This is a genomic window from Cytophagia bacterium CHB2 (assembly GCA_030263535.1).
Lineage (GTDB): Bacteria > Zhuqueibacterota > Zhuqueibacteria > Zhuqueibacterales > Zhuqueibacteraceae > Coneutiohabitans.
On record SZPB01000562.1, the window covers coordinates 1 to 2,793 of the forward strand.

At 51.4% G+C, this 2,793-nt stretch carries 2 protein-coding genes; both read right to left on the bottom strand.

All coding sequences use genetic code 11. The features are described from left to right. Positions 1-1,314: 1,314 nt before the first annotated feature. Positions 1,315-2,337: a hypothetical protein gene (locus FBQ85_28915; GenBank protein MDL1879156.1), complete on the bottom strand. Its 1,023-nt coding sequence runs from the start codon at positions 2,335-2,337 to the stop codon at positions 1,315-1,317. 13 nt (positions 2,338-2,350) lie between these two features. Then, on the bottom strand, positions 2,351-2,793 hold a 443-nt coding region (locus FBQ85_28920; protein MDL1879157.1), incomplete at its 5' end, for a rhodanese-like domain-containing protein.

Below are 2,793 nucleotides of genomic sequence, written 5' to 3' on the forward strand. Positions count from 1 at the left end.
GGCGCGTTTCGTGCTTCGAATTGGCAGCTCTCGTATCAACTCGCGCGCTCGATCAAAAACTCCGAGGGCGACTTCGCCGGCTCAGCCGGGTTTGTGCAATTCAAAGACAAATGGATTGCACTGGCACGCGGCCGCTACGTGGGCAAGGATTTCGATGTCAATCAGGTAGGATTTGTGCCGTGGAAAGGCACGGGCGAACTGACGACTCTCACCGGGCCGCGCTGGTATTTCCAGGAAGGGGCCGTGCGCGAAATGCTGCTTTATTTCGGCGGCGTTTTGAACTACGAGCGCGTTGATGATTTCACCGATCGCTCGGCGATATTGGGTTTCAACATGCAATTCCGCAAAAACTGGGGCTATGAGATCACGCTGGTCACAGGCCGTTCCAAAGATCAGAACAAAAAATTTAGTTCCTATGAATTGAATTACTCTTCGTGGTTCAACCCCTCGCCCAAATGGAACGGGAATATTTACGGCGGCTATGCGCGGACCTACAATTTTTCCCGCGATTATCTGGCGTTTTATTCTTGGTTCGGCAGTTCTTTCAATTGGAAAATGTTGAAAGTGCTGGACCTCGGGACTTCATTGAACGGTTTTATCGAAGGCAATCCACACAACAAAATTGAAGACATCACCTGGAACGCACGGCCGTACCTCTCGCTCACGCCGGTGAATGATCTCAACGTGCGCGTGTATGTTGATAACGTCTATTTGCGCTCGACGCGCAACGTGCGGCAAGTCATAGCCGGCCTGCTCTTCTCGTATAATTTTTCACCGAAGAGTTGGATTTATTTTGCCGTCAATGAACTGCACGAACGGCGGCCGGAATATGATATCGAAGGAAACTTTATTTCAGATCAGTTGCGATTGACCGATCGCGTCGGCGTGACGAAGCTGAAGTATCTCTATTACTTCTAATGCGGAGGGATTGACCGGCCACTCGTGATGCCAAACCATTAAGTCAGCGATTCATCAAAATCCCAAAACGCCATAGGCGTGATATGTTTATAGTCAAGTCTCGACTAACTCGTAGAAACTCCGTAGGAGTGGCATGTTTCCCGTGACGCGGACAAATAAATTCTTCATACAGTCACATTTCACTCCTACGGAGTTCAAACGATTGGAGAAATGCAATTCTATAAACATTTCAACCCTAACGGGTTTGGGCAATCGTCCTTAATTTAATGACATGGACTCGTGATGGCCGGTCAATAAAAGGTGCGATGGTAAATCGTCCGGGCGCTTCGTGATTTGATCAAACACGTTGTCAGTGAAACCATCTTTCTCGAACAAAAGCATCCGGACGGCAAAGTCTCAATTCGTTGCCAAGCCGCTGTTGATCTGCGCTTTGATCTCATCCTGCATGGAGCCGGGCATGCCCATATTTTTCATGAAAGCCCATTTGCCCGCATCTTCGAAATACATTTTCATCCGAAACATGATGTGAACGAGGCGAACTTTCACGTCCGCACCCTGCTTGGTCACAACCACTTCGATGGGATACGCCGCGGCATGCGCGAGGCCGGGACATTTGAATCCCTTCCGCGCGTCGCTGCCGCCGGCCTTCACAATGCTGAATGATTTGCTGTCCATCGGCGTGCCGGTCGTGCCGAACACCACGGTCTCGTATTCCGGCAAGGCTGTTTCATAAACCAAGTGCATGCCCCATTTCGGCGACGGCACGCTCAAACCTTTGCGCACCATATTGACGACTTGCTCAAAGTTGCCAGCCGGGATCACCGCTTCATCAACGATTTTATCAACAAACGCGCCGCCGGCCATCACGCCCATCGTTTTGCCGATATGACCCTCGTCGCGCACGGGCCCGAACTGTTCGTGGCTCTCCGTGCCTTGCACCGCAACGAGAATCATTTGGCGCAATGCGAGCAAGTGCTGCTCCGACATTTCTGCAAAAGCCGCATCATTCATCAAGATCGTGCGGTTGATCGAATGCGGATTCACCACGGCGACGTGCAATCCTTTTTCGTCTTCAAAAATATTCACGCGATCGACAACGCCGAAAGGTCCGGTCTCACGATTCGCGGCCATGATCGCCTGTGCGTATGCAGGCTGCAAAAGCACGAGCACGCGCGCGCGATACGAGCAAGCTTCCGGCACACCCGCATCGATTTGAGCCAGCACTTGCCAGCCTTGCTCGGCAGCGCTTTTCTCGAGCGTTTGCGCAATCTCCTCGAAACTGCCTTGCGCTGATTGCACCACGTATTCGTAAACACCAAATTTTTTCTTGCTTTTGCCGTCTCCCGCCCAGGACTCCTGGCGCAACAAACAGCATGCAGTCAAGATTCCCAAAACATAAACCAGCATTTTGATTTTCATTGTTTGCTCCTTTTCAACATCCCGCGCGGGCTTTTTTCTTTTTCTTTGGATCAATCTGCACTTTCGGTTTTGCCGGCGCGGTAGGTGAATCTGCCGGTGCAGCGACCGCTCCGCCGGGCGCGAAATAGCCCGAAGCGGATTTTTGAAATTGATATTTGAGTATTTCCGAATCGGCGACTGATTCATTCGGCGCCTTGGGATTCAAAATTGCTTCGGTCCAATAATTCAAGCCGCCGAGCAGAACCAAACTTTCGACGCCCATCTGTTTGAGCAACACCCACGCCTGTGCGGCGTGCGTGCCGCCGTTCGAATACAGCACAATTGTTTTGTCCTCGGATAATGCCTCTTGCGCTTCCGGTTCGAACAATTTGTTGAAAGGAATATTCACCGCGCCGGGAATGTGATATTGCGCAAACTCTTCCGCGGAGCGCATGTCAACCACCAGCAAATCCGGCT